This window comes from Micromonospora sp. MP36, assembly GCF_008119785.1.
In the GTDB taxonomy this organism is placed as follows: Bacteria; Actinomycetota; Actinomycetes; order Mycobacteriales; family Micromonosporaceae; genus Micromonospora.
Genome location: NZ_VSFA01000105.1, coordinates 1 through 22,810, shown reverse-complemented (window position 1 = coordinate 22,810; position 22,810 = coordinate 1). Strand labels below are relative to the sequence as shown.

Genomic DNA, 22,810 nt, shown 5'->3' with positions numbered 1-22,810 from the left:
GTACGAAGGCGTGTTGATGCCGGTTCACGCCGTGAGCCTCGTCGCGATGGGTCTGTGGCTGCTCGACAACTGCGACCTGGAGGCGTGCGCGGCGACGGCTGCCGAGCTCGGCCAGTGGGACTTCCACCTCGCAGTCGCGCCGGTCCGCTTTGCCGGTACGTCCGGCAGCCCGGTCAACCCGATCGCCACATTCTGACCCGAGTGGGCGCAAATTCGTACCGCGCAGTGGTCGCCCGCCGGAGGCCGCGGACAAGATAGATTAGTCGACATCTATCTATGTCCCGGGACCTGGGAGCACTCATGCTCAACAGAAGCAGAATCGCTGGGAGATGCCTGGCGGCAGCCGTAGCGGCTGCGGCGCTCGTGACGGTGGGGTTCGCGGTGCCCGTACCGGCGAGCGCGGCGGTCACCAGGGCGCAGCTGGCGCTGCGCTGGGCGCCGATCCACTACCAGGACATCGACGTCACCGGCAGCCACGCGCTCGGTGGCAGGTCCGACTACATCACCAAGATTGACTTCGACGGCGACCTCAACGGGCGCAACAACTGGGACCGCGCCGGCCAGACGGGCGTCTCGTTCGCCGCGCACGCCTACTACTCGGTGCTGGAGACGAGCACGCACTGGTACCTCACGTACCTGTTCTTCCACCCTCGGGACTGGACGGACAACTTCTTCGACACCGAACACGAGAACGACGGCGAGGGCGTGCTGCTCGCGATCCAGCGGGATGGATCCACGTACGGGGTGCTGCGCTCCGCGGTGACCGTGGCGCACACGAACTTCTTCTCGTACACCCCGGCCGGGAGCACCTGGACGGGTGGCCGGGAAAACGTCGACGGCACCCTGCAACTCCAGGCGTCGCCGCACGACGCGTTCCGGCACCCGGTGACCGCACAGGAGGCGAAGGGCCACGGCCTGAAGGCGTACCCGCAGTACGACATCGTGGGCGACGGGATCGTGTACTACCCGTCGACCGTGGCGGAGACGCCCAGCAGCGGCAACGACCGCGACGTGCGATACAAGCTCATCGACATCCTCGCCAGTGACGGCCTGTGGGCGCAGCGGGCCAACACCAGCCTGTTCGCGAACCTCGGTACCTTCGCCGGCGACGACTCCGGCGACTGTGGCGCGGGTACGCTCGACTGCTCGATCAACTCGGCCAACGCGCCGTGGGGCTGGGACGACGGCGATGACCTGCCCGCCCGGGGCGAGATCGCCACCGATCCGGCGAAGCTGTCCGTCGAGTACTTCACGATCCCGGGCAGCCTGTCTCGGACGTACACCTACAACCCGTACGCCAGCGCGGCGGCGGCGCTGGCGGCCGCAGCGAAGACGGCACCACCCGTCGTCGACTGACGCGTCGCGGGCCGACTGTGCCCGGCCGCGAGCGGCCGGGCACAGCACCGACAAGCGAGCCGGCCGGCGCGGGCCTCTGCGCCGGCCTGCCGGTCACCGTCTCCGCACCGCATCACCGGCGGCCCTCTCCTGGTCACCGCGACACCGGACGGGAGGCATGCGGTCGGCGCCCGCGAGGCACTACCCCCTGCCCGTTACCTTTGATCGTCCCCAATCTCAGGGGGAAGCCCACTACCCCCTGAGGGCTGGCAGCTGGTGCGCCGTGACGCGGCTGCGGAGCTCCTCAATCATCCGCTGCAACCGGTCCTCGTGATTCATGGCCGACAGCGTGCCCGGTGGCGATCTGGGCCGCAAGTACCCAGTGCCGGGCAAGATCATCGGGCACAACGCGGGCACAACTGACGCCGACAAGGGCTGTCAATCGCTGTAAGGCAGCGGAAGAGTTCGCCGAGGTGAGGCGGCCAATCCACCCGATTTGAGTTGACCAGCAGCACGCCGGAGGGGTTCAGGGTTCAAGCCCCGGGGGTGGCGGGAGGAGACGTGTGGCTTTGCCGGCGGCGTGATGCGTCGGACGTGCCTGGTCACCCTGCCCCTAGTTCGGGATCCTCCGGTAGTTGTAACGGCGGGGGACAGGGCATCGCTGATCCACATGGGTTGGCCGCCATCCATGGTCATGCCCCTCGCCGGGCGGGACGACCGGCCCCACACCTCCCATGGTCCCGCCTGGCCTCCCCATCTTTGACCCGTAACAGCGACCCTGACGCTGCCGGAGGCCCCGTGATCGTCGAATCGACCACCCGCATACCGCCGCCCCGCTGGCCGGTCAACGCCAGCCGGCCGTCACCTGCCGGCTGGAGCCGGCCCACGCACCCCATGCCGCCTGTGCCCGAGCGGCGACGCGACTGGTTGCCGTATGCCGCATTGGGCGGCACCACTGTGATGATCGGATGCTTCGCCACGCTCGTGGTCGTCCTGGCTCGATAGCCAGCCCTGCCCCAGCCGAAAACGCGAGCGCCCCCACCTGCCCTGGTGGGGGCGCTTCGTCTCCATTGGGCGGCAGGCGGTGCCGACGGTTGCGGTGGGGAGCGGGCGGCCTTGTAGCGCTGCCAGCCGGACGGGTGGAGGGGATTGAGGGTTGCGCGGGGGATTGCCGGACCGGCGAATGTCAGCCTGCCTTGCGTACGCGGTAGGCGAGGTGGGTGACGCCGTTGCCCTCGACGACGCTCGTGGGCCCGTCAAGCTGGACGGGGGTGATTTTCAGGCTGGCGAACAGGGGGATGCCGTCGCCGAGCAGGACGGGGACGAGGTCGACGTGGACCTCGTCGAGGAGGCCGGCTTCGAGGACCTGGGCGGCGATGGTGCCGCCGTTGACGCCGACCTGCTTGTCGCCGGCGATGGCCTTGGCGGTGTCGATCGCGTGCTCGATGCCGTCGGTGACGAACACGAACGAGTCGCTCTCCCGCTCCCAGCCGTCGGGGACGGTGTGCGTGACGACGACCACGGGCACGTCCATGGGGTGCCGGCCGCCCCAGCCGTGGGTCATGTCGAACAGCCGCCGGCCGACCACCAGGGCACCCGTCCGCTCGTTCAGGTCGCGCAGGTGTTTCGCGCTCGCCGCCGAGGTGCGCAGCGTCATGCCGGGCGTGGCCGTCGGCGTCTCGACGTCGCCGTTGTTGTACCACTGGAAGAGGTATTCGAACCCGCCGTGCGACGCGTCGGCGATGTAGCCGTCCAGCGACATGGTCGCCCCGGTCGTAACCTTCGTCATCGATCCACTCCCTTGGTCTTCATCGGCCCGCCGATGACCCGGCCGGCTTGGCTCCACCCAGAGGTCGAACCTGGCGGCGCCCGTTCGACATCGGCCGCAGGATCTTTCGACTACGGGCCATGGGCCCACCACGGATGTTCCGGATGGGCCAGACGGGACGATGCACGAGGTCAGCCTCGGCAGCTATTGATCCCCTGCCGCCGGGATGGGGGGAAGTGTCACGCAGGCCGATTTTGCGACACGGGCGTTCTCGTGCGCGACGACGGCCGGCAATGGGTATGGGTACACGCCCAATTGGCGGAACACGCCCGGTGCCGCCAGGTCTCGGCCGATGATCAAAACATGTGGGCGAAGATCGACGTACCGTGCGTCGGAGGGCCGGTGGACGGCCGCTCCGTCCTGGTGCCGGTCGACGAGGACGGCATGCCCCCTGCAACGATCGATCAGACCTGGTTATGGATCGAGTACGGCGGCGAACTGCTCGACGCGGATATGAACGGCGTGTACGCGCTGGAGTCGATCGCCGGCGGCGGCCCGCCGTGGGTATACGTCTGGAGCAGACTCCTCCCTGATCAGCAGTCAACCGCTCAGCGGCGATAGCTGATCTCCAGCCTGCCCAACCGGCGGCGCCGCGAAATTGACCACGCCCCGGGCCCCGCGGCTGGCCCGACCCGGCGCACCACAGCTCCGCGGCGGGCCCGGCCGTGCTCGTGCATGCCGGCCCGCCTACGGCTTCCGTCTTCTCATGTTCACCGCTACGCCGACAGCGTCGAACCGGGATGGATTTTGCCGGTGACCTGCCTCAGCCTTGATCAGGAGGCGATGGAGCGTACCAGTGCTGCCAGTTCGCGATCGGGGCTCACGCTTCTTTGGTGCAGGGGGGTGCAGGGCGTCGTGGCCAGCCGCAGCGACAGTGCGACGAGGTTGGGGCGGGCTGGATCGGCGTAGATCTCGGCGAGCTTGGTGAACTCGTTCATGACCCCGACGACGCTGCGGTTGGCGGTCGTGGCGAAGCGGCATTCGCGCATGTTCAGTAGCTCGTCGGCGATGACGGCCTTGGGCATCTGGTGGGCGTCGAGCACCGCCGCGATCTCGTCGGGGATGCGGGCGGGCAGGGAGCGTGCCGGTGCCAGCGGCAGCAGGACCGGCAATAGGGTGCGTTCGTTCACCAGCAGTGCCAGCCGGGGCCGCCACTACAGCGCGGTGGCGTACCACGGGCCGAGCAGCGTGGTGTCTTGGTCTCCGTCAACAGCCCGAGGCGGGTTGGTGTGGTCGAGGAGTTTCTTGGTTGCGCGTACGATCAGCATCTTGCTCTCCAGCCCGTCAGGCGCGGTGGCGGCGGGTTCGTTCGATGACGTCGCGGCCGTCGGCGTCTTGCTGGCGTGGCGCGTAGCCGGCCTTGCGCAGGGCGGCCATCGTGTCAGCCGTGGTGGCTTGGCTGGCCAACACGGTCGGGGCGAGCAGACGCAGGTTGAGCTTGCCCAGCCGTTTGTCGGCGCAGATCTGAGCCAGCAGCGCGGTGTCGTCGCTGACCAGGGTGCTGGCCACGGGCGCGACCCGTACTGACCCGTGCTGGCGGGCGACGTCGGCCAGCAGGTAGACCAGCGGTTGCGGCAGTCCGCCGTCGGCGATCTTCGTTAGGGCTTTCGTCAGGCTGTGCTCGGTCCAGCCTGCGTCGTACGCGCCGCGTACGGATGCTGGGCTGAACCGCCAGGTCGTGGCCGTGCCGCGGGACTCTACGACGGCGGCCGCGTCGAGCAGCTCCGCCAGTTCCGGACCTGGTGTTCCTGTTACGACCACGGTCAGGTCGGCCTGCAGCCGGGCGGTTCGGGCGAGATCACCCAGGTCGCCGACAGCCTTGACGATGTCCTTGCCGGCCAGCAGCGCCTGCCCGGCGGGGCTGATCGCGCCCGCGCCGAGAACCCCCAAGGTTGTGGCCTCCTCCAGCAGACCGCGCGCCGCCGTGGCGTCGCCGAAGGCCAGCGGCTGCCCCCACCACATCCATTGCGCCGCCTGATCGAGGTCCGGCGCTGCCCTGTCACCTAACGCCCGCAGCACGGCAATTCGGGCGTGCGCAGACCAGGCTTCGTCGTGGTCCGGCACCCACGGCCCGGTCTGCGTCGACGGCAGATAGTCCAACTCGCGCCACGCCTTCAGGATCACCGCCAGCCGCCGGTCCAGACCGAGCCGGAGCCAGCGATCGTACGCGCCCGTCGGGATCACGCGTTCGTCGAGTGCGGCCAGCCCGGCCTTCACGGCGACCGCGAGCAGCAGCCGCACGGTCGAAACCGTCACACCAAGCGTCCTCGCCGTCCGAGTCAGCTCGCGCACGCCGACACCGCCGGCCTTGACCGTTGTCAGCGGCTCACGTCCAGCCCCGTCCAGCAGCGCCGACAACAGCCCGACTACGGCGATGCCCTGCGCCTGGGCGTCGCGGCGCACTGTCGCGGGATCGGGTGTGTGCCAGGCAACCGGCGGTTCCTGCGGCTGGAACGGAGCCCGGTAGTCGGCTCCTCGTAAAGCGATCGCGACCTGACCCGCCAGCTGATAGTCCTCCCAGGTCACGCGGTAGACCAGCCCGTGCTCCTCGGCCCAGTCCAGCGGATGCACCTGACGGTAGTGGTTCGGATACCGAATGCGGTGCGCGATGCCGCTGCCGCCGTAGTGACGGATCAGTCCACCGCCGCGATCAGCCTCCTCCAACACCGCCCGCGTCGCGGCGGGCATCCGCTTGAGGAGATCGTGCACGCTGTCCGTGTCGAGAAAGAACTCCGCCATCGCTTCCAGCAGGTCCGCCTTGCGGCCCTTCGTAGGCAGCCCCAGGTTGCTCGCAACAACCTTCAGATCCTCGACGTTCAACACCGTGGCGAGTTGCCCAGCCGACGGGCCGACACCCAGCGGACGGACGAAGACCTCTCGCAGGATGCCGTTCACCGCGAGCCGGCCCCGCAGCCGCGCGACAAGCCCCGCATCGGCGGCACGCTGCAGGTACGGCATTGCGTCGGCGCCGACCAACGCCGACACCTCAGCCTCGGCGACGAGGCCACCCAGCGCCAAAGCCGCCTCCAACACCTGCAACGTCGGCAGGTCAAGGCCAGCAAGCTGATCATATGGATTCACGAGGCTACCCCCAGGAACGGCGACACCCTGAATCCAACCTCACAAACCGCATCCCATGACGGGACCCCCGCCTGCCGCCAAAATCTGAGCCTAGCTGCCTGGCCCGGTCACCAGTGCGGACCATCCGGACGGCGGCGACCGGGCGGTTTGCGTGACGGTCAAGGGGCGAATCTGTAAATCCCGGATACGGACGACGGCCCACCGCAGACGCCGGCGGTCGGGAACACGGGGAGCCGTCCCGCTCGAGCTACTACTACTGGCGGTCGGCCGTCACGGCAGCCTCGCGGGCTGGGCGCTCGCCGACCACATGCGCACCGACATGGTCATCGCACCTGTCCAAGGTCGTCCGGCGCCGGCGTTTCGACAGCCTGAACAGTGGTTGTAGCAAGCCTGTCAACTCATGTGAACCTCTGCCTCGCAGGTCATTGGCTGTTCGGGAGGCCTGCGCCGTTCGTTGCGAGGGTTGTTCAGTGAACACCGTTCAGACTCTTGTTCACTGCCACTTAATCCGGTAGAACACGAGTGGGTCCGCTGCGCGGACCATCTGCCTCGTGGTTCTAGGAGGACTACTCATGGCTCGTTCAGATCGCGCGGACAGCACCTCCTCGCCCGCCCTCTCTCGCCGCGGGGTCCTGCAGTTGGGCGGCAGTGTCGCGCTCCTGCTCGCGACGGGGGCCTGCGCGGCGAACAGCGGGTCGAAGCCCAAGAGCGGTGCGTCGGGCGGCCCCACCGCCAAGACGTTGCGCATCGCGGTCTCGAGCTACCTGTCGAGCTGGGACCAGGACTTCGTCGGCTTCGACCTGACCGCGCTGATGCTCTACAAGAACGTCTTCCCGTACATGATCGACTATGGCGTCACCAACGCGGGAGACAGCCAGATCCTCGACACCCAGAACATCGGCCCGGCGTTCGCCGAGTCGTTCGAGCCGGACGCCGCGAAGAAGGTGTGGACGCTCAAGCTGCGCCGTGGGGTCAAGTTCGCCAGCGGCAACGAGATGCCCGCCGCAGACGTGAAGTGGTCCAAGGACCGTGCCTTCGCCGCTCAGGCGAACGTGGCCGGCATCTACCGCACCATCGGGCTGACCAGCCCGGACCAGGTCAAGGTCGTCGACGACTACACGGTGGAGTTCCACCAGGCATTCCCCAGCGCGCTCACCCGGCAGATCCAGGCGATCTCGCTGTACGTCTTCGACTCGACGGAGGCCAAGAAGCACACCACCGCCAGCGACCCCTGGGCCAAGGAGTGGTTCGCCAAGAACGCGCCCACCGGCGGCTACTTCAACGTCACGAAAGCCACCCAGGGCCAGGAGATCGAACTGTCGGCGAACACCGGCTACCCGGGCCCCGACCCGGCCAAGACGCCCACCATCCGCATCTCCGTGGTACCCGCCGCCGCGAACCAGCGGCTGCAACTGCAGGCCGGTGACATCGACATCGCCCTCGGCATCAGCCAGCGCGACATCCAGGACCTCAAGAAGGCCCCGGGAATCAAGGTCATCTCGGCGGCCAGCAACCGCCAGGTGGCGATCCAGATGTCCGTCACCGCGGCACCGTTCAACGACGTGAACGTCCGCAAGGCCCTCGCGTACGCGGTCCCGTACGAGCAGATCATCAGCAACGTCTACGGCGGGGACGCCCGCCCCGCCAAGAGCCCCGTGCCGCTGGACATGCCCGGGTACGACGCGAGCGGCTACCCGTTCACGCACAACCTCGACCAGGCTAAGGCTGCCATGGCTGCGGCCGGCAAGAACACGATCGACTCGGAACTGGTCTTCGAGGCCGACAACGACGAACAGCAGAAGATCGCCGTCCAGGTGCAGAGCGAGGCGGCGAAGGTCGGCATCAACCTCAAGCTGACCCCGCTGGACCCGGCCACCCTCGGCGAGCGGCGGACCAAGAAGAACATCCCGGTGCAGCTCACCTCCGGCCAGCTCTGGGTGAACGACGTGGAGTACATGCTCGCCACGAGCTTCGTCAACGGCGCGAACCTCAACTACTCCAACTACAGCAATCCCGAGATCGAGAAGATCTACGAGCAGTCGCACACCACCGTGGACGAATCGGCGCGCAACCAGTTGTGGAAGCAGGTCCAGCAGATTCTCGCCGCGGACGTGCCCTGGGTGGTCATCTGCCAACCCAACTTCAACCTGCCGGTACGGGACACCGTCGCCGGCTGGGTACAGCCCATGGACGGCCTCGCCCGCCTGCGCTACCTGACCGCGTCGGCCTAGGCACCGCCGGGCATCCGAATGCGCATCCTCCGGTTTGTCGTCAGACGACTGCTCCAGCTCATCCCGGTGCTGCTCGGGGTGGTCGTCCTGACCTTCCTCCTGGTTCGGGTACTGCCCGGCGACCCGGTGCGGACCATCCTCGGGCAGAACGCCACCGAGGCGGACGCCGCCGCGGCCCGCGCACGGTTCGGACTGGACCAGCCGTTGTGGCGGCAGTTCCTCGACTACCTCCGAGGACTGGTCACGGGAGACTTCGGCACCTCCATCCAGAGCGGCGGCTCGGTCGGCGCGGAAATGGCCCTGCGGGTGGGACCCACGCTGGAGCTGGTCGTCATCGCGGTGACCATCGCGCTGGTGGCCGCCACCGTGCTCGGTGTCTGGTCGGCCCGGCGCGCCAACCGGCCCGGCGACCACGGCATCCGGGTGCTCGCCCTGATCGGCAACTCCGTCCCCGACTTCTGGCTCGGACTGGTGCTCGTGCTGGTCGGCTACAGCGTGCTGGGCTGGTTTCCGGCACCGAGCGGGCGGGTCGATCCGGACACCAACCTGACCCCGCTGACCGGCGCCGACCTGATCGACGCCGTGCTCACCGGGAACGGACCGGCGATCGCCTCCGCCGCGGCGTACCTGGTGCTGCCGGTGTTGACCCTGGTCGTCGGGGTGGTCGCGCCGTTGCTGCGCAGCGTGCGCGCCTCCGCACTGGAGGTGCTGCGCTCGGAGCCGTACGCCGCGGCCGAGGCGCACGGCCTACCACGGCGGACCCTGCTCTACGGCTACCTGCTGCGAGCGACCCTGGTCCGGCTGCCGTCGCTGGCCGCGCTGGTCTTCGGCACCGCCATCGGTTCCACGGTGCTCGTCGAGTACGTCTACTCCTGGCAGGGCTTCGGCCAGTGGGCGCTGCGCGGTCTGCTCTACCGCGACTATCCGGTGGTGCAGGCCTCCGTGCTGATGATCGCGCTGTGCTACGTGGTGGTGTTCCTCGTCGCCGACGTGGTGCACGCGATTCTCGACCCGAGAGTGAGGATCTGATGGCCGACCTACGCACGGCGGGCCCGGCCGGTGCCACGGACCAGGGCGTGGCGGCCGACGCCGGCGGCACCCGCGACGGCCGTTTCGCCCGCGTCCTGATCACCACCGGCGCTGCCATCCTGACCGTGGTCGTGGTGGCCGCGGTGTTCGCCCCGCTGCTCAGCTCCTGGGGCGAGACCGTGATCGACCCGGCCAGCACGCTGGCCGCGCCAGGCGGCGGCCACTTGCTCGGCACCGACGGCAACGGCATGGACATCTGGAGCCGCGTGCTGTACGCCGCCCGGCTGGACCTGGGCATCGCGGTGGCCGCCGTCGCGCTCGCGGTGGTGGCCGGCACGCTGCTCGGTCTGGTCGCCGGCTACCGCGGTGGCTGGCTCGACGACGTGCTCATGCGCGTCGTCGACATCTTCCAGGCGTTTCCCACCTTCATCCTCGCGTTGGCGGTGGCCGCCCTGCTCGGCAACGGCACGCTCAACCTGGTCCTCACCATCGCAGCCGTGAACGCTCCGGCCTACGCCCGACTGGTCCGCGCCGAGGTGCGTACGCTGCGCGAGCTGCCCTTCGTGGACGCCGCCGTGACCTCAGGGGCGTCGACGGCCGGCATCCTGTGGCGTCACCTGCTGCCCAACAGCCTCACCCCGGTGCGGGTGATCGCCCCGCTCAACTGCGGCTGGGCGATGCTCACCCTGGCCGGGCTCTCCTTCCTCGGTCTGGGCGTGAGCATTCCCGCCGCCGAGTGGGGCGCCATGATCAGCCTGGGTGCCGCGGACGTGGTCGGCGGTCGGTGGTGGACCTCCGTCCCGCCCGGCCTGGCCCTGCTCGTCTGCGTCCTGGGGTTCAGCCTGCTCGGCGAAGGCCTGCAGGAACGCGCTGACGCGAAGCGGCGGTGACCATGCTGTCGATCGAGAACCTCTCCGTCGTGATCCGCCGGCCCGGCCGCCAGGTGGCCGCGCTCAACGACATCACCTTCGCCGTACGCCCCGGCGAGGTCGTCGGCCTGGTGGGGGAGAGCGGCGGTGGCAAGAGCATGGTGGCCCGCGCCATCGTCGGTCTGCTTCCCGACGGTTCACACGCCACCGGGCGAGTCGTCTTCGACGACGCGGACGTGCTGGGAATGGACGAGGTCGCGCTTGCCGCCCACCGCGGCCGGGGCGTGGCGATCTGTTTCCAGAACCCGCGCGGGGCGCTCAGCCCGACCCGCACCGTCGGCCGGCAGCTCGTCGACCGGCTCGTCACCCATCAGAACATGCCCGTTGATCGGGCCCGCGAAGCGGCCCGGGAACTGTTCGAGGCGGTCGGCATCCGCAGCCCGCAGCGGCGGCTCGACGCCTACCCCCACGAGCTGTCCGGCGGTATGGCCCAGCGGGTGATGATCTCGCTGGCCACCGGCTGCGCCCCCGGCCTGCTGATCGCCGACGAGCCGACCACCGGCCTCGACGTGACGCTGACCCGGGAGATCCTGCGGCAGTTCCGGCACGCCGCGGACACCGACGGCCGGGGCGTGTTGCTCATCTCCCACGACCTGGCCTCCATCGCCGAGGTCTGCGACCGGGTGGTGGTGCTCTACGCCGGAACGGTGGTGGAGAGCGGACCGGCCGCCCAGGTGCTGCGCGAACCGGCGCACCCGTACACCCGCGCCTTGCTGCGCTCGGTGCCCGACGTCGGCGGCCGACCGGTCGTCGCCACCGCCGGCGCCATGCCCCTGCTGACCCGCGCACCGCAGAATTGCCCGTTCGTCGCCCGTTGCGGGCACGCCGACGACACCTGTGCCGCCCGGCGTCCCACCACCGAGCCGCTCGCCGGCGGCCCGGATGGCTGGTCGCTGGCCTGCTTCCACCCGCAGGCCGGGCCGATCGGCGCGGAGCCCGAGCCCGTCCGGGCGATCCCGGCTGCCGATCCCGCAGTGGGCCCGCAGGCGAAGTCGACCGTGTTGGAGATCGACGACGCGCACGTGGTCTACCGCAGCCGGTTCGGGTCCGGCGGGCATCACGCGTTGCGCGGGGTGAGCCTGCGGGTTGCGGCCGGCGAAACCCTCGGCGTGGTGGGCGAGAGCGGCTGCGGCAAGAGCACCCTCGCCAAGCTCGTCATGGGTTTGGTCTCGCCCACATCCGGCGCCGTCACCGTCGCCGGGCACAGCCTGGTCAGACAGCCCGGTCGGGCACACCTGCGCGGGCGGGCGCTACGGCAGGCGCGGACGCGGGCCCAACTCGTGTTCCAGGACCCGATCGGCTCGCTCAGCCCGCGCCGCACGGTCGCGGACTCGATCGCGGAGCCCCTGCGAGCCGCCGGCCTCTCCGCCGCGGAGCGGGCCGCCCGGGTCGCCGCGGTACTGGACCGGATGGAACTCGACCGCTCGATCCTGCAGCGATATCCGCACGAGCTGTCCGGCGGTCAGGCGCAGCGGGTCGGGATCGCCCGGGCGCTGGTCGGTGAGCCGGACCTGATCGTCTTCGACGAGCCGACCTCGGCCCTCGACGTCACCGTGCAGGCGCAGATCCTCACGGTGATCAGCGAGGTGACCGCCGACAAGGACCGCGCCGCGGTGTTCATCTCCCACGACCTCGCCACGGTGCGCGGATTCGCCGACCGGGTCGTGGTGCTCTACCTCGGGCGCATCGTGGAGGAGGGGCCGGTCGACGTGGTCTTCGACCACCCCCGGCACCCGTACACCATGGCGCTGCTGGCCAGCGCACCCCGCCTGGGCGGCGGCACCGGGGCCGGCGGCGACGCGGTGGAACTGGTCAAGGACCTCGAGGAGGCCGACGCGACCACCGGGTGCCCGCTCGCCGCCAGGTGTCCGTTCGTCACCGACACCTGCCGCACGCAGCAGCAACACCTTCAGCCGTATGGCGCAAGCCGAGCCGCCTGCTGGCGGGCGCCGGAGCTTGCCGCCCTGACCGGAAAGCAGGCCACCACCCCATGACAAGGCGCCCCATCCGGCTGGCCGTCGACATCGGTGGCACGTTCGTCGACGCCATGGAACTCGACACCCGCACGAACCGGGTCCGCTTCCGCAAGGCGTCCACCACCCCGGCCCGGCCGGCCGATGGCGTGCTCGCCGCGATCGCCGCGCTCGGCACCGATCTGTCCGAGGTGGAGCTGTTCATCCACGGCACCACCCTCGGGCTGAACGCGGTGCTGGAACGGCGCGGCGGTCGCACCGGCATCATCACCAACGAGGGGTTTCGGGACATCTTCCTCATCGGCCGGGGCAACGTGCCCGCCGACCACATGTACGACTTCCAGTACGAGCGGCCGGAGAGCCTGGTCCAGCGCCGCTTCACCGCCGGCGTGCGGGGCCGGCTCGACTACCGGGGCCGGGTGGTGGAGGACCTGGACCCGGACAGCGTCCGCGCCGCCGCCCGCGCCCTCGTCGTGGACCAGCAGGTCACCTCGATCGCCATCTGTTTCCTGCACTCCTTCCTCGACCCGAGCCACGAGCGGGAGGCCGCGCGGCTGATCCGGGAGGAGTTCCCCGACGTCAGCCTCTCGCTGTCGACCGACATCGTGCGCGAGTACCGCGAGTACGAGCGGACCAGCACGACGGTGCTGGAGGCGTACATCCGGCCGATCTTCGAGCGGTATGTCGACGAGCTGGAGGCCGGACTGGCCGAGCGGGGGTTCGGCGGCCGGTTCCTGATCATGCGCTCCGGCGGTGGTTCGATGACCAGCGCGGTGGCGAAGACCTCGCCCACCCACACCGTCCTGTCGGGTCCGGCCGGCGGCATCGTGGGCGCCGCCTACCTGGCGGCCGAGTTGGGTCGCGACAACATGCTCACCTTCGACATCGGCGGGACCTCGCTGGACGCCTGCGTCATCGAGCGCGGCAACCCGGTTGCCGCGTACCAGGCCCAGCTGGAGCACTTCCCGCTGCTGATCCCCACGTACGACATCCGCACCATCGGCGCCGGCGGCGGGTCGATCGCCTGGCTGGACCGGGGTCTGCTCAAGGTCGGCCCGCAGAGCGCCGGGGCCGATCCGGGGCCGGTCTGCTATGGCCGAGGCGGCACGGAACCGACCGTCACCGACGCGGCGGTCGTGCTCGGCTACGTCGACCCCGACCGTTTCCTCGCCGGCACGATGGGGCTGCAGGACGCGGCGGCGCGCGCGGCGATCCAGGAGCAGTTGGCCGGGCCGCTCGGCCTGAGCGTGGAGGGCGCCGCGGCCGGGGTCTTCGACGTGCTGCTGGCCCGGACGGTCGGCGCGGTCCGGCAGATCACCGTCGAGCGGGGCCACGACCCGCGGCAGTTCTCCCTGCTCGCCTTCGGCGGGGCGGGGCCGCTGCTGGCGCCGCTGCTGGCCCGCGAGATGGGCATCGGTGAGGTGATCGTGCCCTTCGCGCCGTCCGGGTTCTCTGCATGGGGCATGCTGTCTGCGGACATCGTCAACGACTTCAGCCGTACCGTGATGACCATTCTGGACGACGCGGACCTGGCCGCGCTGGAGCAGGTCTTCAAGGCGGTCGAGGCCAAAGCGGTGGCGTCGCTGGTGGCGCAGGGCGTTCCGGCGGACCAAGCCGTGCTGGAGCGGCAGTTCGAGCTGCGCTACCTGGGCCAGGAGCACAGCCTGATGGTCACGGTCGGTGGCGGGCTGGACCGCGACGCGGTCCGGACCGCCTTCGACGCCCTGCATCACGGCCGGTACGGCCACACGATGGGCAACCCGCTGCAGATCCTCAACGTCCGGGTGCGCGGCATCGGCCGGACCGCCCGGCCGGAGCTCGGCACCCGTCCGCGTGGCGACGGTGACCCGGCGCAGGCGCTGCTGGCCCACCGCGACGCCTACGACTTCGGGCAGCGCGCGGTCGTGCCATTCGCGGTGTACGACCGGGCCGCGTTGGAGCCGGGCGACACGTTCGACGGGCCGGCGCTGGTTGACGAGGGCACCTCCACCACCGTGGTGCCCACCGGTCAGCGGGTCACCGTCGACGACCACGGATACCTGCTCGTGACCCTGGAGGGAGCCGCATGACCACGTTGGACGGCGCCCAGGTCGAGGTCGTCCGCAGCTACCTGCTCTCGGCGGCGGAGGAGATGCGGGCCACTCTCATCCGTACCTCGTTCAACCCGGTCATCTACGAGGTGCACGACTTCGGCCTGTCGATCTACGACGCCGACCTGCGGCTGGTCGCCGAGGCCACCGGGCTGACGTTCTTCCTCGGCGCCAACGACTACTCCCTGCGCAAGGGCGTGGAGTACGTGGGCCGGGAGAACCTGCACCGCGGCGACGTGGTGCTGCTGAACTACCCGTACTGGAACGCGGCGCACGCCTACGACGCGACGCTGTTCGCGCCGGTCTTTCGCCCGGACCCGTCCGACGTCGACGCCGACGGCGACCTGCTCGGTTTTCTCTGCGTGCGAGCGCACTGGATGGATCTGGGCGCCAAGGACCCGGGCTACGTGCTCGACTCCACCGACATGCACCAGGAAGGCCTGATCTTCCCGGGTACCAAGGTCGTCTCGCGCGGCGAGCCGGTGCACGAGATCCACGAGCTGATCCGGTTCAACTCGCGGATGCCCGATGCGGTGCTCGGTGACCTACACGCGCAGATCGCCGCGCTGCGTACTGGCGAACGTCGGTTGCTGGAGATCGTCGAGAAGTTCGGGCGCGCGACGGTGGACTCGGCGATCGACCGCATCATCGCCGACGGCGAGGCCCGGACCCGCACCGCGCTGGCGGCCCTGCCGCGGGGCACCTGGACCGCGGAGGACTGGCTGGACGACGACGGCATCACCGACGACCCGGTGAAGATGCGGGTCACCGTCACCGTCGCCGAGGGCCGGTTCGTGGTGGACTTCGCCGGCTCGGCGCCGGCCACCCGCGGCCCGATCAACATGCCGTTCGGTGCGACCGAGGCGATCTGCAAGGTCATCCTCAAGTCGCTGACCTCACCCGACGACCCGTCGAACGCCGGCACGGTCGCGCCGCTGGAGGTGCGGGCCGAGCCGGGCACCTTGTTCCACGCGGTCTATCCGCAGCCCACCTTTACGCTCTGGACGGGCATCGTCGCCGTGGAGCTGATCCTCAAAGCCCTCGCGCAGGGGATGCCGGAGCGGTTGCCGGCCTCCAGCGGTGGTGACGTGCCGGGGTTCATGATGGTGGGTCTGCACCCGGACACCGGTCAGATGTTCGCGGTCAGCAACAACGACCTGGTCGGCTGGGGCGGCGCACCGCACCACGACGGGATGGACGCCGCCACCCACGTCTCCGGCAGCACCGGCCGGGGCACCCCAATCGAGGTGCTGGAGGCCAGGACGGGGATGTTCTTCGAGCGGGTGGAGATTCGTACGGATTCGGGTGGCGCGGGCCGGTTCCGTGGTGGTTGTGGGCTGCGGCGGGACATTCGTTTCGTGACGTCGGGGGAGTTCCTGTCGGTGATCAAGAAGACGAAGAGCGCGCCGTGGGCTCTGGCCGGTGGGCTGCGGCCCGACCCGAACCAGGTGGTGGTCTTCCCGGGCACCGACCGTGAGCAGCGGGTGAGTACTCGGCGTACGTCGGTGCGGGGCGGTGATCGGGTGACGCTGCTGACCGCCGGTGGTGGCGGGCACGGCGACCCGCGTACCCGCGACCCCGACGCGGTACGCCGGGACGTCGCCGAAGGGTACGTCTCCGCGCAGGCCGCCCGCGAGCTGTATGGAGTGGACGTCGATGAGTGAGCCGACCGTCGACGGGGCCACCGTCGAGGTGGTGCGCAGCCACCTCGCCTCGGCGGCCGAGGAGATGCGCGCCGCGCTGGTACGCACCGCCTTCAATCCGGTCATCTACGAGGTGTACGACTTCGGCATCTCCATCTACGACCGGCAGTTGCGGCTGGTCGCGGAGTCGACCGGGCTGTCCCGATTCCTCGGCGCCAACGACTACTCGATCGAGCGCGGGGTCGAGTACGTCGGGCGGGAGAATCTGCACCCCGGCGACGTGGTGCTGCTGAACTACCCGTACTGGAACGCCGCGCACAGCTACGACGCGACGCTGTTCGCGCCGGTCTTCCTGCCCAGCGGCGAGGAACTGATCGGCTTCCTGTGCATCCGGGCGCACTGGATGGACCTGGGCGCCAAGGACCCCGGCTACGTGCTCGACTCCACCGACATGCACCAGGAGGGGATCATCTTCCCCGGCACGAAGGTGTACGCCCGGGGCAAGCCGGTACGCGAGATCCACGAGCTGATCCGCTTCAACTCGCGCATGCCGGAACTCGTGCTCGGCGACCTGAACGCCCAGATCGCCGCGCTGCGTACCGGTGAGCGCCGGGTGATCGAGGTGTACCGGCAGTACGGGCCGGCCGTAGTGGACGCGGTCGTCGAACGTGTCATCGCGGCTGCCGCCGACTCCGCCCACGAGGCGGTGGCCGGACTGCCGCAGGGCAGCTGGACCGCCGAGGACTGGCTCGACGACGACGGCGTCACCGGCGACCCCATCCGCATGCGGGCCACCGTCACCGTCGCCGGCGGCACCTTCACCGTCGACTTCACCGGCTCGTCCCCGGCGGTGCCGGGGCCGGTCAACCTGCCGCTCGGGGCGACCATCGCCACCTGCCGGGTCGCGTTCAAGGCAGTCACCACCCCCACCCAACAGACCAACGCCGGGCACTTCGCCCCGCTTCGGGTACGCACCGAACCCGGGTCGCTGTTCCATGCCCGGTACCCCGCGGCGACGTTCACCCAGTGGACCGGCACCGTCGCCCTGGAACTGATCTACCAAGCCCTCGCGCAGGGGATGCCGGAGCGGTTGCCGGCCTCCAGCGGTGGTGACGTGCCGGGGTTCATGATGGTGGGTCTGCACCCGGACACCGGCCAGATGTTCGCGGTCAGCAACAACGACCCGGTCGGCTGGGGCGGCACACCCCACCACGACGGCATCGGGCCGGCCAACCACCTGTGCCAGACCCAGGCCCGCAACACCCCCGTCGAGGTGCTGGAGGCCAGGACGGGGATGTTCTTCGAGCGGGTGGAGATTCGTACGGATTCGGGTGGCGCGGGCCGGTTCCGTGGTGGTTGTGGGCTGCGGCGGGACATTCGTTTCGTGACGTCGGGGGAGTTCCTGTCGGTGATCAAGAAGACGAAGAGCGCGCCGTGGGCTCTGGCCGGTGGGCTGCGGCCCGACCCGAACCAGGTGGTGGTCTTCCCGGGCACCGACCGTGAGCAGCGGGTGAGTACTCGGCGTACGTCGGTGCGGGGCGGTGATCGGGTGACGCTGCTGACCGCCGGTGGTGGCGGGCACGGCGACCCGCGTACCCGCGACCCCGACGCGGTACGCCGGGACGTCGCCGAAGGGTACGTCTCCGCGCAGGCCGCCCGCGAGCTGTATGGAGTGATCGCATGAGCGCCGCCTCTGCGCCCGAGCCGTCGAGCCTGCTGCTCGGCAACTGCACCGTGCTCGACGCCCGCGTCGTGGAGGGCATGACGCCCATCGCCGACGCAGGGGTGTGGGTCCACGGCGACCGGATCGCCGCCGTCGGCCCGTACGCCGATGTGGCGGCCCAGGCGCGGGCCGCCAGCCCGCTGACCGAGGTGGACCTCGACGGCGCCCATCTGACGCCCGGGCTGGTCAACATGCACACCCACTTCTCCCTGTCGCTGCCCGGCAGCGGCGGCGACAACGTGAAGGGGATGGGCCCGCACGACCTCGCCTACTACATGGCCGACGGGGCAAGGCGGACGCTGCACTGCGGGGTGACCACGGTGCGGTGTGTCGCCGAGAAGGACCACGCCGACTTCGCGCTGCGGCGCGCCATCGCCGCCGGACGCACGCCGGGCCCCCGGATCTACACGGCCGGACGCGCGTTGGTCTGCACCGGCGGGCACGGCCACGAGAGCAGCGACACCATCGAGTGTGACGGGCCGGTCGGCTTCCGGCGGGGCGTACGCAGCCAGATCAAGGCCGGCGCGGACCTGATCAAGGTGATGATCTCGGGTGGCATCGCCGGTGAGCACGAGGGCATCCACACCCCGCAGCTCTTCGCCGACGAACTGGCCGCGGTGCTGGAAACGGCGCACGCCTGGGGGCGCAAGGTGACCGCGCACGCGGGGCCGGCCGAGGTGATCGGCACCGCGGTGGAGCTCGGGCTGGACTGTGTGGAGCACGGCTACCGGCTCACTCCGCAGGTCGCGGCGCGGATGGCCCAGCGGGGCACGGCGCTGGTGCCGACGCTGCTGGTGACGCGGTGCAAGGAGTTCTTCGACGAGCTCGGGGTCCCGGAGTGGATGCAGTGCCGCTCGCTGGGCGCCGGGCCTCGGCACCTGGAGAGCTTCGCGATGGCGATCGCCGCCGGTGTGGAGGTGCTGCTCGGCAGCGACATGCCCCCGTTCTGGCAATTCGAGGGCACCAACGCCTCGGTGCGGGAGCTGGAGTACATGGCGGAGCGGATCGGGCCGGCGCGAGCGATCCACGCGGGCACCCTCGGGCCCATCCGGTGGCTCGGCGCCGAGAGCGACCTCGGCACGGTACGGGTGGGCAAGCTGGCCGATCTGATCGCGATGGACGACGACCCGCTCGCTGACACCTCGGCGTTCCGCAAGGTGCGGTGGGTGATGAAGGGCGGCCATGTCGCCCGGGACGACCGGGCCGTGGGAGGTGCGCGGTGACGTTCGTGGAGGCCGGCGCGGCGGCCATCGCCGCCGGGATCGACGACATGTACGAGGCCTTCCTCGCGGGGGACCGACCGCGGTTCGACGCGCACCTGCATGCCGAGGTGACCACCTGGGAGACCCATCTGCCCGGGCCGCTGCGTACCCGGGAGCAGCTGGACGCGTATCGCGATCAGCGGGACGCCGCCAGCCAGCGACCGCGGCTGGCGGTGCTCGCCGCGCGGGACAAACGCGTCGACGTGTGGGGTGAGGTCGGCGTCGCCCGCTACGTGCTGGTCGCGCAGGCACACGCGGAGGAGGCACCGCAGTTCACCCGAGTCACCGATGTGCTGCGCCGGATCGACGGCCGGTGGCTGATCGTGCACCACCACGCCGAGCTGCTGCACGACCCGGTGGAGGCCACGTGACGCGCCGGCTGGTGGCCGACCGGACGGGTGAGCCGGCGGAGGTCCTGTCCGTCGTCGACCTGCCGGACGATCCGCCCGGCCCCGGCGAGGTGCAGCTCGCCGTCCGTACCGTCGGCCTGAACTTCCTCGACGTGTCCCTCTGCCGGGGCGAGTACCCGGTGCGGCCGACCCCGCCGATGACCCCCGGGGTGGAGGCGGCTGGCCGGGTCGTCGCCGCGGGCGTCGGCGCCGAACACCTGCTCGGTCAGGAGGTCATCGCCTGCCCGACGCTGCCGCGTGGCGCACTCGGCGACGCGGTGACGGTCGACGCCGCGGTGGTGGTGCCCCGCCCGGCCACGGTGGATCTGACGATCGCGGCGGCCCTGCCGGTCACGTACCAGACCGCGTGGTTCGCCCTGGAGCGGGCAGGTGTCGCCGCCGGCCAGACGGTGCTGGTGCACGCGGGCGCCGGCGGCGTCGGCATCGCGGTCACCCAACTCGCGGTCGCCCGGGGCGCACGGGTCATCGCCACCGCCGGCGGTGCCCGCAAGACGGCCGTCTGCCGCGCCGAAGGTGCGGCGGTGGCGTTCGACTACACGACCGGGGATTTCGTTGCGGCCGTGCGGGAGGCTACCGACGGTCGGGGTGCCGACGTGATCATCGACCCGGTGGGCGGCGATGTGCTCGCCCGGTCGCTGGACTGCCTGGCGTTCGAGGGCGCGGTCGTCACCGTCGGCGCCGCCGGCGGTCCACCAGCGCCGGTCGACCCCGGTCGGCTGATCGCGGCGAACGCCACCCTGATCGGGCTCTCCTGGGGCTCCCAGTACCCGTGGCGGCGTGCCACGGCGGTGCGGGCGGCCTATCAGGCCCTGTTCGACCTGTACGGATCCGGTGCGATCCGGCCGCGGGTCAGCAGGGTGGTGCCGCTAAACGACGTGCCGGCGGCGCTGAGCGAGCTGGCCGACCGAAGGACCATCGGCAAGATCGTCGCGCGGGTCGAGGAGGGGGAGGGGCAATGACGCAGACGCCGGACGGCGACATGGAGATCTACGACCTCAAGGTGACTGTGGATCGCATCGAGGGGCGGTCGGTCTGCGCCATGGCGGTCGGTGACTGGTTCGAGCTGACCAACAGCGCCCACCTACGGCTACCCGAGGGCAAGCACTTCTGCGTGTACGCGCTCGCCTCGGTACTGCCGTTCCTCGCCGCGAAACAGCGCGACCTGGCGGCCGGGGACTGGCTGGCCCAGGACTCCCACTTCGCCTGCCCTGATCCGGAGGAGCGACTGATCATGAAGGTGGAACGGACCTGCCGGCGGCGGATGAACTCCTCGGAGTTGACCTGATGGCCGTCGAGATCGGGCTCGGGCTGCAGAGCGACAAACCCGCCGGCGCCTACGCCCGGCTGGCCCGCGCCGCGGAGTCGTACGGCTTCGACGTGCTGACCGTCTTCGGTGACCTGATGTACCAGCCGCCGATCTTCCCGCTGCTGGAGATGGCTCAGGTGACCACCCGGGTCCGGCTCGGAGCGGCATGCCTCAATCCCTACTCCCTGGCCCCGTACGAGATCGCCGGCCAGGTCGCCGCTCTCGACCTCGCGTCGCAGGGGCGGGCGTACCTAGGGCTGGCCCGCGGCACCTGGCTCGGCGCGGTGGGACTGGCCCAACCGAAGCCGCTGACCGCGATCGAGGAGGCGGCGGCCGTCGTCTACCGCCTGCTGTCCGCCGACCGAGCCGGCTACGCGGGGCGCGTCTTCTCGCTGGCCCCCGGCACCGCGCTGCGCTACCCCGTGCAGCGGCCGGATCCGCCGCTACTGGTGGGCGCCTGGGGCCCGCAGGGGGCAGCCCTCGCCGGCAGGATCGCCGACGAGATCAAGGTGGGCGGCAGCGCCAATCCCGACATGGTGCCGGTCATCCGCGACCGGGTCCGGGTCGGCGCGGTCAAGGCTGGGCGGAACGTCGAGGACATCGGTATCGTGCTCGGCGCCGTGACGGTCGTTGACGCCGACGGCGAAGCGGCCAGGGCCAAGGCCCGCACCGAGGTCGCCATGTATCTCGCGGTCGTGGCGGAACTCGACCCGACCGTCGTGCTGCCCAGGGACCTGGTGGAGCAGGTCGGCAAGCTGGTCGATGCGGGTGACCACGAGGCGGCCGGCCAGCTGATCCCGGACGAGGTGCTCGACCGGTTCGCCTTCTCCGGCACCCCGGCCCAGGTCGCCGCACAGGCCCAGGCACTCATCGACGCCGGGGTCCGTCGGGTCGAGTTCGGCACACCGCACGGGCTGACCGACGAACACGGCGTGGAGCTGCTCGGCTCCGCCGTCCTGCCCCTGCTGCGCAGGTAGCCCGAGAGAGGAGCGGCCGGTGCGGCTGGTCGTCGTGGTCGGACCCGGATTGGTGGCCGACACAGCAGTGCTGAAGTCACTCACCACCACCACGTGCGCGGAACTCGGCGTAGCCGGCCGGCTGGTGACCGCCAACGCACCCGACGACGTCCGGTCCCTGGTTGCGGCAGCAGATTCGCCGCTGGTGGTGCTGCCCGGTCCGACACCCGAGGTGCGTGCCCTCATGGGTGCCGTCCCACATGTGGTGTGGTACGACCTCACCGTCGAGTCACCCGTTGCCGGTGCCGCCCATCTGCACGGGCGCGGTGTCTGGGGCCTGGCCTGGGCGATCCGGCACGCCGTCCACCGCCTCCGGTCGCCGGCCGCCCGCATCGCCTACGGGCCGCACCCGGACCAGTGGGGCGAGCTGCGGCTCCCGGCCGGCACGAGCGAGGATCGGGCTCCGGTCGCGGTGCTGCTGCACGGCGGTTTTTGGCGGTCCGTCTGGGCGGCGGACCTGATGGACGCCCTCGCCGTCGACCTCGCCGACAGCGGGTACGCGTCGTGGAATCTGGAGTACCGGCGCCCGGACCGACATGGCTGGGACGCCACCACAACCGACGTCGCGGCGGGCATCGCGGCGCTCGCCGGTGTCGCCGATGACCGACCGCTGGACCTGGAGCGCGTCGCGGTCTTCGGCCACTCGGCCGGGGGCCAGCTGGCGTTGCGGGTTGCGGGGGACCTGGCCGCTGCCTCCGCTGCGGGAAACCGGGACGTCACCGTCGGTCCGGAGCGAACCGTCTCGGCGGTCGCGCTCGCGGTGTCGTTGGCCGGCGTCCTCGACCTGGCCGAGGGCGAACGGCGGCAACTCGGTGAAGGTGCGATCTCCACAGCCCTCGGCGGGACACCCGCGACGGCATGGCGGCGGTACGCGGCGAGCGACCCGATCGCTCGAGTGCCGCTCGGGCTCCCGACCCTGGTGGTGCAAGGAGCCGACGACAGTCTCGACCTCGT

The 22,810-nt window shown here is 70.5% G+C and carries 18 protein-coding genes and 1 pseudogene; 16 read left to right on the top strand and 3 right to left on the bottom strand.

Going from position 1 to position 22,810, the window contains the following annotated elements; genetic code table 11:
• Both FXF52_RS34740 and FXF52_RS34735 read left to right on the top strand, forming a co-directional pair.
• Window positions 1–196: pseudogene (locus FXF52_RS34740) on the top strand (cyclase family protein); the annotation flags it as partial.
• Between the two features lie 167 nt (window positions 197–363).
• A complete protein-coding gene (locus FXF52_RS34735) occupies window positions 364–1,356 on the top strand; it encodes a hypothetical protein (RefSeq protein WP_255472690.1) in 993 nt (330 codons plus the stop codon).
• 1,165 nt (window positions 1,357–2,521) lie between these two features.
• On the opposite strand, the gene FXF52_RS34730 is transcribed toward FXF52_RS34735, so the two are convergent.
• A complete protein-coding gene (locus FXF52_RS34730) occupies window positions 2,522–3,124 on the bottom strand; it encodes a dihydrofolate reductase family protein (protein ID WP_148803652.1) in 603 nt (200 codons plus the stop codon).
• A 342-nt stretch (window positions 3,125–3,466) separates the two neighbouring features.
• Here FXF52_RS34730 and FXF52_RS34725 point away from each other — a divergent pair, with 342 nt between their 5' ends.
• Window positions 3,467–3,724 (top strand): hypothetical protein, encoded by a 258-nt coding sequence (locus tag FXF52_RS34725; RefSeq protein WP_148803650.1) that lies wholly within the window; start codon window positions 3,467–3,469, stop codon window positions 3,722–3,724.
• 212 nt (window positions 3,725–3,936) lie between these two features.
• Here the strand turns inward: FXF52_RS34725 and FXF52_RS34720 are convergent, their stop codons facing one another.
• Both FXF52_RS34720 and FXF52_RS34715 read right to left on the bottom strand, forming a co-directional pair.
• Window positions 3,937–4,293: a hypothetical protein gene (locus FXF52_RS34720; protein ID WP_222870840.1), complete on the bottom strand. Its 357-nt coding sequence runs from the start codon at window positions 4,291–4,293 to the stop codon at window positions 3,937–3,939.
• 154 nt (window positions 4,294–4,447) lie between these two features.
• Window positions 4,448–6,244, bottom strand: coding sequence for a helicase-associated domain-containing protein (locus FXF52_RS34715; protein WP_255472688.1), 1,797 nt, complete (start codon window positions 6,242–6,244; stop codon window positions 4,448–4,450).
• Window positions 6,245–6,816: 572 nt separating this feature from the next.
• Here FXF52_RS34715 and FXF52_RS34710 point away from each other — a divergent pair.
• The 13 genes from FXF52_RS34710 to FXF52_RS34650 form a co-directional block, all read left to right on the top strand.
• Window positions 6,817–8,475, top strand: coding sequence for an ABC transporter substrate-binding protein (locus tag FXF52_RS34710; protein WP_148803648.1), 1,659 nt, complete (start codon window positions 6,817–6,819; stop codon window positions 8,473–8,475).
• Window positions 8,476–8,493: 18 nt separating this feature from the next.
• A complete protein-coding gene (locus tag FXF52_RS34705; RefSeq protein ID WP_148803646.1) occupies window positions 8,494–9,504 on the top strand; it encodes an ABC transporter permease in 1,011 nt (336 codons plus the stop codon).
• On the top strand, window positions 9,504–10,394 hold the full coding sequence (locus FXF52_RS34700; RefSeq protein WP_148803644.1) for an ABC transporter permease: 891 nt from the start codon (window positions 9,504–9,506) through the stop codon (window positions 10,392–10,394). Before FXF52_RS34705 ends, FXF52_RS34700 begins: the two co-directional genes overlap by 1 nt.
• A 2-nt stretch (window positions 10,395–10,396) precedes the next feature.
• Window positions 10,397–12,427, top strand: coding sequence for a dipeptide ABC transporter ATP-binding protein (locus FXF52_RS34695; RefSeq protein WP_148803656.1), 2,031 nt, complete (start codon window positions 10,397–10,399; stop codon window positions 12,425–12,427).
• Window positions 12,424–14,475, top strand: coding sequence for a hydantoinase/oxoprolinase family protein (locus tag FXF52_RS34690; RefSeq protein ID WP_148803642.1), 2,052 nt, complete (start codon window positions 12,424–12,426; stop codon window positions 14,473–14,475). The genes FXF52_RS34695 and FXF52_RS34690 overlap by 4 nt, the downstream gene beginning before the upstream one ends.
• Complete coding sequence (locus FXF52_RS34685) at window positions 14,472–16,160, top strand: hydantoinase B/oxoprolinase family protein (protein ID WP_148803640.1); 1,689 nt, start codon at window positions 14,472–14,474, stop codon at window positions 16,158–16,160. Before FXF52_RS34690 ends, FXF52_RS34685 begins: the two co-directional genes overlap by 4 nt.
• Complete coding sequence (locus FXF52_RS34680) at window positions 16,153–17,823, top strand: hydantoinase B/oxoprolinase family protein (RefSeq protein ID WP_148803638.1); 1,671 nt, start codon at window positions 16,153–16,155, stop codon at window positions 17,821–17,823. Before FXF52_RS34685 ends, FXF52_RS34680 begins: the two co-directional genes overlap by 8 nt.
• Window positions 17,820–19,085, top strand: a complete 1,266-nt coding sequence (locus FXF52_RS34675; RefSeq protein WP_148803636.1) for an amidohydrolase family protein — start codon at window positions 17,820–17,822, stop codon at window positions 19,083–19,085. The genes FXF52_RS34680 and FXF52_RS34675 overlap by 4 nt, the downstream gene beginning before the upstream one ends.
• The gene (locus tag FXF52_RS34670; protein ID WP_148803634.1) at window positions 19,082–19,495 is read left to right on the top strand and encodes a nuclear transport factor 2 family protein; all 414 of its coding nucleotides are present in this window, start codon (window positions 19,082–19,084) and stop codon (window positions 19,493–19,495) included. Before FXF52_RS34675 ends, FXF52_RS34670 begins: the two co-directional genes overlap by 4 nt.
• Entirely contained in the window at window positions 19,492–20,493 is a 1,002-nt protein-coding gene (locus FXF52_RS34665) for an NADPH:quinone oxidoreductase family protein (RefSeq protein WP_148803632.1), read from the top strand. Before FXF52_RS34670 ends, FXF52_RS34665 begins: the two co-directional genes overlap by 4 nt.
• Window positions 20,490–20,819, top strand: a complete 330-nt coding sequence (locus tag FXF52_RS34660) for a TIGR04076 family protein (RefSeq protein WP_148803630.1) — start codon at window positions 20,490–20,492, stop codon at window positions 20,817–20,819. Before FXF52_RS34665 ends, FXF52_RS34660 begins: the two co-directional genes overlap by 4 nt.
• The gene (locus tag FXF52_RS34655) at window positions 20,819–21,817 is read left to right on the top strand and encodes an LLM class flavin-dependent oxidoreductase (protein ID WP_148803627.1); all 999 of its coding nucleotides are present in this window, start codon (window positions 20,819–20,821) and stop codon (window positions 21,815–21,817) included. The genes FXF52_RS34660 and FXF52_RS34655 overlap by 1 nt, the downstream gene beginning before the upstream one ends.
• A gap of 19 nt (window positions 21,818–21,836) precedes the next feature.
• Window positions 21,837–22,810, top strand: a 974-nt coding sequence (locus FXF52_RS34650; RefSeq protein ID WP_148803625.1) for an alpha/beta hydrolase, incomplete at its 3' end; no start/stop codon positions are given.